The 6,605-nt window shown below is 65.6% G+C and carries 6 protein-coding genes and 1 pseudogene; 3 read left to right on the top strand and 4 right to left on the bottom strand.

Features of this window, described 5'->3' with window-relative positions; translation table 11 throughout:
- Nucleotides 1–216 precede the first annotated feature (216 nt).
- Nucleotides 217–381: pseudogene (locus VIQ49_RS19315) on the bottom strand (ATP-binding protein); the annotation flags it as partial.
- Nucleotides 382–514: 133 nt separating this feature from the next.
- On the opposite strand from VIQ49_RS19315, the gene VIQ49_RS19310 reads away from it, so the two are divergent.
- The 3 genes from VIQ49_RS19310 (at nt 515) to VIQ49_RS19300 (ending at nt 2,315) form a co-directional block, all read left to right on the top strand.
- Nucleotides 515–1,582, top strand: coding sequence for a tyrosine-type recombinase/integrase (locus VIQ49_RS19310; RefSeq protein WP_011777792.1), 1,068 nt, complete (start codon nt 515–517; stop codon nt 1,580–1,582).
- Entirely contained in the window at nt 1,579–1,893 is a 315-nt protein-coding gene (locus tag VIQ49_RS19305) for a helix-turn-helix domain-containing protein (protein WP_011777793.1), read from the top strand. The genes VIQ49_RS19310 and VIQ49_RS19305 overlap by 4 nt, the downstream gene beginning before the upstream one ends.
- A 260-nt stretch (nt 1,894–2,153) precedes the next feature.
- The gene (locus VIQ49_RS19300; protein WP_331887614.1) at nt 2,154–2,315 is read left to right on the top strand and encodes a hypothetical protein; all 162 of its coding nucleotides are present in this window, start codon (nt 2,154–2,156) and stop codon (nt 2,313–2,315) included.
- Nucleotides 2,316–3,439: 1,124 nt separating this feature from the next.
- Here VIQ49_RS19300 and VIQ49_RS19295 read toward each other — a convergent pair.
- From VIQ49_RS19295 to VIQ49_RS19285, 3 genes are all read right to left on the bottom strand, one after another.
- Nucleotides 3,440–4,267 (bottom strand): ATP-binding protein, encoded by an 828-nt coding sequence (locus VIQ49_RS19295; RefSeq protein ID WP_331887612.1) that lies wholly within the window; start codon nt 4,265–4,267, stop codon nt 3,440–3,442.
- A 1-nt stretch (nt 4,268) separates the two neighbouring features.
- Entirely contained in the window at nt 4,269–5,891 is a 1,623-nt protein-coding gene (istA, locus tag VIQ49_RS19290) for an IS21 family transposase (protein ID WP_331887610.1), read from the bottom strand.
- A 109-nt stretch (nt 5,892–6,000) separates the two neighbouring features.
- A partial coding sequence (locus tag VIQ49_RS19285) for a site-specific integrase (protein WP_331887608.1) occupies nt 6,001–6,605 on the bottom strand: 605 nt, incomplete at its 5' end.

The raw sequence follows: 6,605 nt of genomic DNA, 5'->3' as shown, positions 1-6,605 counted from the left end.
CAATCGGTCGCGGGGATCTTCTTGAGGTCCAAATGGCGGGCGTTCGGGGAAGTGTGCACAAGCTGATTACCGCTGCGTCTATGAACGCTTGGGTTCACAAATTGAACGGCACCACCGAGGAATTGGATGGTTCGAAACGATTGCTTGCGGAGCTGTGTCGCTTGCCAGGGTCATGGGACCACCTGATTGCCAGGGGGATGGGACCACCGTGGCGCGTTATTGAGGATGCTCGTCGGGTTCGGCTGGGTCAAGCTGACCGGGTCGAGTGCGTTGGCGGTAGGACGGTCCTTCGATGACCAGGGTGTGGGCTGCCGCGGTGAGTCGGTCGATCGCTGATTGGGCGAGCAGGGTGTCGGCGGTCATGGTCAACCATTCAACTGGAGCTGGCACATGTTCGTTGTGGCTGATTTCTCCTGCTAGCTGGGCTTTCGGCTGTTCTGCGTGTCTTAGCGATCGTCAAGGCGTGATCGCGATATGTTAGGTGTTGCCTTAACTGGTTAGGCGGGAAGAAGGTGTGCGGGGAGTGGAGGGTCTGCGGCTGATTCCCGGTGGCGCCGCACCGGTCGAGGCTGTTGCCGCCGATCCTGTTGTGTTTCAACGTGAATGCGTCGATGCATTCGTGGCGTCCTGGCATGCCCGAGGATTCAGCCCGGTGACGATCGACAACGATATCGGGCTGTTGGAGCGGACCTTGACGGCGCTGGGGTGTCCGGCGTGGGAGGTCACCAGCGAGGACATCGATCGGGTGGTCGGTGAGCTGGCGATGGCGGGGCGGGCGGCGTCGACGCGGCGGGAGTACGTGCAGATCTTCAAGGGGTTCCATCGGTTCCTGCAGACCCGCAAGGCTGCCGAGATCGAGGCCGCGTTCGGGGCGCGGCTGGTGTGCCCGGTGGATGAGTTCAACGCGTCCCGGCACGTGGGCGACGACTCGCCGGCAGTCGCGGCGCCGCCGACCCCGGAGCGGGTGAGCGCATTCTTCGAGTTCCTGAAGACTCGGATTGCCACCGCCCGCAAGTACGGGCCGGCCGCGCGGGACTATGCGATGTTTCGGACCCTGTATCACGCTGGGCTGCGGTCGGAAGAGTCAGCGCTGCTGGAGATTCCGGACGTGCATTTCGATCGTGGACCGTTCGGCAAGTTGCACGTGCGGTTCGGCAAGGCCGCCCACATGTCCGGTCCCCGGCCGCGGTGGGTGCCGATGCTGGACGGTCTGGATGTGTTGTTGCAGTGGTTCCTGGCCGACGTGCGGCCGAAGTTCCCGAACTCGCCGGTGCTGTTCGCCGACGAGTCCGGTGGCGCACTGCATCGGGGCACGATCCGCAACCGCCTGCGGTATCTGATGGAGCTGGAGGGGCGACCGGCGACCGAGCGATTCAGCCCGCACGCGCTGCGCCGGGCCTGCGCCACCCACAACTACGAGCGTGGTGTGGATCTGGTTGCGATTCAACAGCTTTTGGGGCACTGGACGGTGAGCTCGACCATGCGGTACGTGCGGCCGTCGGCGACGTTCATCGAGGACGCCTACCGACGCGCGGTCACCTCGACGCTGGCCGAGCTGAGCGGAGAGGATGGGACGGCATGAGGATTCGTTGGCGGCTGCGGATGGCCGCGGCCCAGCGCGAGGTATGGACCGGCACCGAACTGCGGCGGCTTTTGTCCGAGCGCGCGGGTCTGGAGTTGTCGGCGGCGTCGGTGTCAGCGCTGTTCACCAAGGAGCCAAGCCAGATCAAGGTCTCGACGCTGATCGCCTTGTGCACCGCGCTTGACTGCACCCCGGATGACCTGTTCGAGATCGACACCACCCCAGTCGAACAGCCTGCCGCACGACCGCGCCCGGTCGCCTCGCAGCCCAAGACCGCCACCGCGCGGGGCCGATCAATGCCGCCAATGTAGGCCCACCCAACGTTTCGGAACGGGGTGCGGCTGGTGGGGAAACGACAACGAGACTGCGTTGACTGCGGCGCACCGGTGGGATACATCGGCCGCGAGCACTGCTGCCACTGCACCCGCCGGTTGCGGGCGCAGGCCGCCAAGGCACGATGCCCGGGCTGCGGCTGGGACCGGATCGTGCTGCCGGAGACAGACCGGTGCATGCTGTGCTCACGCCGCTGCCGCGAATGCGGCGGTCCGATCAAATTCCGCGGTGAAACGGTATGCCGGCCATGTCAGAAGCGGGCCACGCTCGCCGCCGCGAAATCGACATGCCCGCGCTGCGCAAAGCCCGGCTATCTGCGCGAGTCGACGGGGTGGTGCGGCCCGTGCTCGCGGCCCCGCCCACCAAAGTATCCGCCCCGCATCTGTGTGTCCTGCGGTGAGCTGCGCCGCCACGCCGCGCACGGCATGTGCGGGCGATGTTGGCAGCGCCACCCGGACCGGCCGTTCGTGCGCGGTGAGACCCTGGCCGCTGCGCTCACTGAACCACCAGGCTGGCTCGGCGATTTCGTCGCGTATCTGGCCGCCCGTCACTGCCCCGCTCGCGCTTGCAGGATGATCGCCACGCTGGCTCGACTCCTCGAAGACGAACACCCCAACCACCCGCAGAGCGTGCTCGAGCGGTCCCGCCGACCTGGCCGGTCGATGGGATCACTGGCTCGCGCTCTGGAAGCGTTCTTCACCGAGCACGGCCTGGCGATGGCCACCGACCAGGACCAGCGGCTGGCCGCCGGACGACGGCAGAAACGGATCGACGCCACACCGGGTCCGATGCGCGTCGCTGTCGCGGCCTTCGCCGAATCCATGCTGCACAACCGCGACCGGGCCCGGCGTGCAGGCACCCGCCCCCGCTCCGACCGCACCATCGAGTCAGCGTTGACGATAGTGCGAGACCTGGCTCACTTCCTCGAAGCGCAACGGGGCAAGCAGGATTGGGCACTCGTGGACGTCACGGATATCGAGGCGTTCCTCGCCGAGTTGCCCAACACCCGAGCGCGACGTCTGACCGTGTTGGGCCAGTTCTTCCGGTTCGCACGCAATCGTCGCGTGGTGCTCGTGGACCCGACACACGGCATGTCAGCCAAGCGGCACAGGGGATTTCGTGGCCGCACACTCACCATCACGCAACAGCGCGACCTATTTCGCCGCTGGAGCGCCGACCCCGCTGCGCATCCGCACGAAGCCCTCTTCGGGCTCCTCGCCATATTGCACGGTGTCTCCAGCCGTGAGCTGCGCCTGCTGCAGGTCGACCACATCGACACCAGTGACCGCTCGATCCGCCTCGGCACGCGCCCCCACCCGGTGCCGCTGGACCCGGTCAGCTGGAACGCGCTGCAACGCAGCCTCGATCACCGCGACACCCAGCGCACCAACAACCCGCACGTGATCGTCACGCGCGGTACCAAAGCCGACCGGCGACCGGCGTCGGAGGCCTACATGAGTCATCTGCTCGATCCCTGCGGCCTGCCACCCAAGATGCTGCGCAGTACCCGGCTGGCCGATCTGGTCAATACGATCGACCCGAAACTCGTCGCGGCAGCCTTCGGGATGAGACCCGAAGGAGCGATGATCTATCTCGCCGATCACCTCGACGAGGGCCGACTGCCCGACCACCTCGCCCAACCCTGATACCTGCAAACATGTCACGTTTCAACGCCACTTCCGCACAGGTTCGCGCGAACAAGTGCGCTTTGGCGGGTTCGCGGTTGGATGTGACGATGGTGGTCTTGTTCTGGTGGCGTTCGACGACGATTTCGTAGAAGTCGCTGGTTTCGGTGGCACCGAGGGGCCGCAGCGCGAAGTCGTCGATGATGAGGACGTCGACGGCCGCCAGCCGGCGGATTTCAGCGTCGACGGTGTGGTCGAGTCGGGCGGCGCGTAGCCGGGTGAACAGTTTGTCGGATCGGGCAAACAGGACGCTGTGGCGGCGGCGAATGGCTATGTGCCCCAGTGCATTCGCTAGATGTGTTTTGCCTACGCCGACGGGTCCGAGGATGATTGCGGACTGTCCGGCGTCGAGGAATCGTAGCGAGGTCAGGTCGCCGAGCAGGGTGCGGTCGTAGCGCAGGTCCTGTTGCGCGGTCCAGGTGTCGAAACGCATCGTGGGGTCGAGGCCGGCCTTATTCGCCCGTAGGGCGGCTGATCGGGATTCGCGTCGAGATACCTCGTCGGCGAGCAGTGTTTCCAGGAATCCGATGTGGCTGAGTTTGTGCTGGCGGGCCAGGGCGGCCCGTTCGGGCAGGGTGTCGGCCAGGGCGCCGAGTTTGAGCGCCTTGAGCAGTCGGGTGAGGTCGGCGCCGACCGGGTCGGCAGGTGCGCGGTTGGTAGAGCTCATGTCAGCAGGCCCCCTCGGAGTCAGCGTTGGCGATGACGGTCAATGATGTTGAGGTGGTGTTGAATTCAGATGGATCACGCGAGAACCGGGTAGCGTTGTGGCCGACGGCCAGCGGCAGTACCGGGATCGTGTTCTCCGTGGCACGTTCGAGCATCGAGGCGATCTTGTTGACCGAGACGACCTCGAGGTCCAGCGAGAGCGAACATGCCTGCTCGACGCGACCGGCGCCGTAGCGGCGCACCAGGCCTTGGAGTCGGTAGACGGTGCGCATCCGGGTCCAGGGCAATGGATCATCGAGGATGCGTTCAGCGTAGATCCCGATGTTGGGGCCGTGTGCCGAGCAGGTGGCGATCAACGTCGTCAGGTCCCGCAATGCGTAGACGGCCTTGTGTTCGGGCAGATCGGCGCGGTCGGTGCTGCGGCCACCCGGAGGCTGGCGGGGATGGACTTTGACCAGCGTGCCGCGGTGATAGAACTTCACCAGCTCACTATCGGCGCGCACGTCCAACGCGGTGCCGATCCATTGCTCGGGCAGCGAGTACAGCGCTTTGGCGACTTCGGCGTGGAAGTCGCGGTGCACCTTTACGGTCTTGAACATCGGCACGTCGTAAGCGCCCGGCACCGGAAGCAGTAGGGCCTGTTCTTCGGTGGTGAACACCTCCACTGGCCGTGCACACGTGCTGCCGTGGATACGGGTTCCGGCAGTACGAAGACACCACGCGGTGACAGCCTGCTGTGCCTGCTCAATACTGGTGAATGTTTCACCGTCCCAGAAGTTTCGGCGGACGTACTGCACCGCGCGTTCCACCCGCGGTTTGTCTTTCGGGGAGCGCACCCGGGCCGGGTCGGTGAGGAACCCGACATGGCCGGCGTAGTCGAGCCAGCCCTGGGTGAATCGGGGATTGACCGCATCAGCGGCAGCGATCACCGGTTTGAGATTGTCTGGGATCAGCACCGTGAACACGCCACCGAAGAACTCCCACGCCGCCTGGCATCCGGCGATCACCGCCACCAGGGTCTGCGAGTAGGTCAGCCACACGAACATGTGTCGGGAGTAGACGGCGGTGAAGATCAGCGCGTGCACCTTGCGGCGCCGCCCATCGTCGGCGTCGGTGAGCATCCCGAGGTAGCCGAAATCGATCTGGCATTCCACCCCGGGATCCCCGTCGGCGACCCGCACGGTGGTGTCCTTGCGGCCGAAACCGCAACGCTCGGTGGCGAATCGGTTCAACGTCCGATACGGCACCACGCACCCCTGCCGGGCCAGCAGGGTCTCGATCTTGGTGATCGTCAACGGACGCTGCTCACCATCGCCGGCCACCCACGCGGTGATCTGATCCTCGAAGCCCAGCAGCTGTTCCCACGCTGCGCCGTGGCCATCCGGGCGTACCGGGCGCACCGCGTCGGCGACCGCCCCGATCAACCCGTCGTCGACGGCCTCAACGCCGTCGCTGCGGTGCAGACCAGCCGCTTGCGCGGCCTCGACGTAGCGGCGCACCGTTTTGCGGTCCACGCCGCAATGCGCGGCGATCGTGCGGTAGCCCGGTGCTGGTAGCCCGGCGACCCCCAGCCACACCCGCAGCACTTCCCTGATCTCGTTCACACTGACCTCCCGAAAAGCCATGCCCGCCGCCTCCGTGACTTGGACCCGTCACGGCGATCAAACGAACAGATGAAGAGACCACCGACGCGACGCGCCGGTGGTCCCATAACTGGCAATCCAGGTGGTCCCATCACCCTGGCAAAATCAGCTCACACTGGTCCCATCCCCCTGGCAGACGACACTTGTCCTCTTCGCCCCGGATACGACTGTGAAGCGCCTCGATTTCCTCGTCGCTGGGGCGGGCATCGCGTTTCGCCCACTCGGTGGCGCCGCGGAATGCGTCGACGCGGGCACGAGTCGCTTTAAGATCGAGCAGGCGGCGGCGCATCTCAGGCAGGTACGAGGGGTCACTGCTGAACGATGCGCACCCGAAGCATTGGTGTCGGATCGGGCACCCATACCCCTCGGCGGCGACATTCTGCGGGTTGGAGCACTTTCCGAAAGGAACTGCGACAGTGGTGCGTTGGTCGGTCAACTGCTGGGTGTGTCCCATCGATCCGATGACGAGGGAGTCGCCGACGATGACGAGGTTGCCGACTATCTCCGCGGCTTCACGCCGCCGTTTTTGTGGGATGCGGTAGTAACCCATGGTGGTCTTGATTTGTTCGTGGCCCATGAGCTCCCGGAGGACGTCGGGAGAGGTGCCAGCGTCGGCGTGGCGCTGTGCGTAGGTGTGTCTGAAGGAGTAGGCAACCACTTTCTTGCGGTCGAAGGAGCGGTGGGTGCCATTGGCGG

The sequence above is a fragment of the Williamsia sp. genome, from assembly GCF_036566845.1.
Lineage (GTDB): Bacteria > Actinomycetota > Actinomycetes > Mycobacteriales > Mycobacteriaceae > Williamsia.
The sequence above is the reverse complement of the archived record's forward strand: the minus strand, read 5'-3'. Positions and strand labels throughout refer to the sequence as shown.